Genomic DNA, 268 nt, shown 5'->3' with positions numbered 1-268 from the left:
ATGGCCCTGCAGGACGAGGGCGACTACGGCTGGGTGCTGGATTACGCGACCACCGAGGCCGTGAAGAGCGCCGGCCAGAACGCGGCGGACCTGGTGGTGCGCCTGACCAGCGACCCGCTGCTGCAGCGCGAGGGCGCCGAGGTCGTGCGCCAGACCATGGCCACCGAGACCACCCGTTCGGGCGCGCGCCAGGCGGCCCTGCTGTCCCTGTCCGCCGACGGCGCCATCCGGGCCATGGTCGGCGGCACGGACTATGGCGACAGCCCGT

At 73.5% G+C, this 268-nt stretch carries 1 pseudogene; it reads left to right on the top strand.

Annotation, left to right across the window (positions count from 1 at the left end):
- Positions 1-268: pseudogene (locus EIK80_RS26010) on the top strand (penicillin-binding protein); the annotation flags it as partial.

The sequence above is a fragment of the Caulobacter sp. 602-1 genome (genome assembly GCF_003931565.1).
Classification (GTDB): Bacteria; Pseudomonadota; Alphaproteobacteria; order Caulobacterales; family Caulobacteraceae; genus Caulobacter.
Note: the sequence above shows the minus strand (reverse complement) of the source record. Positions and strands in the feature narration are given on the sequence as shown.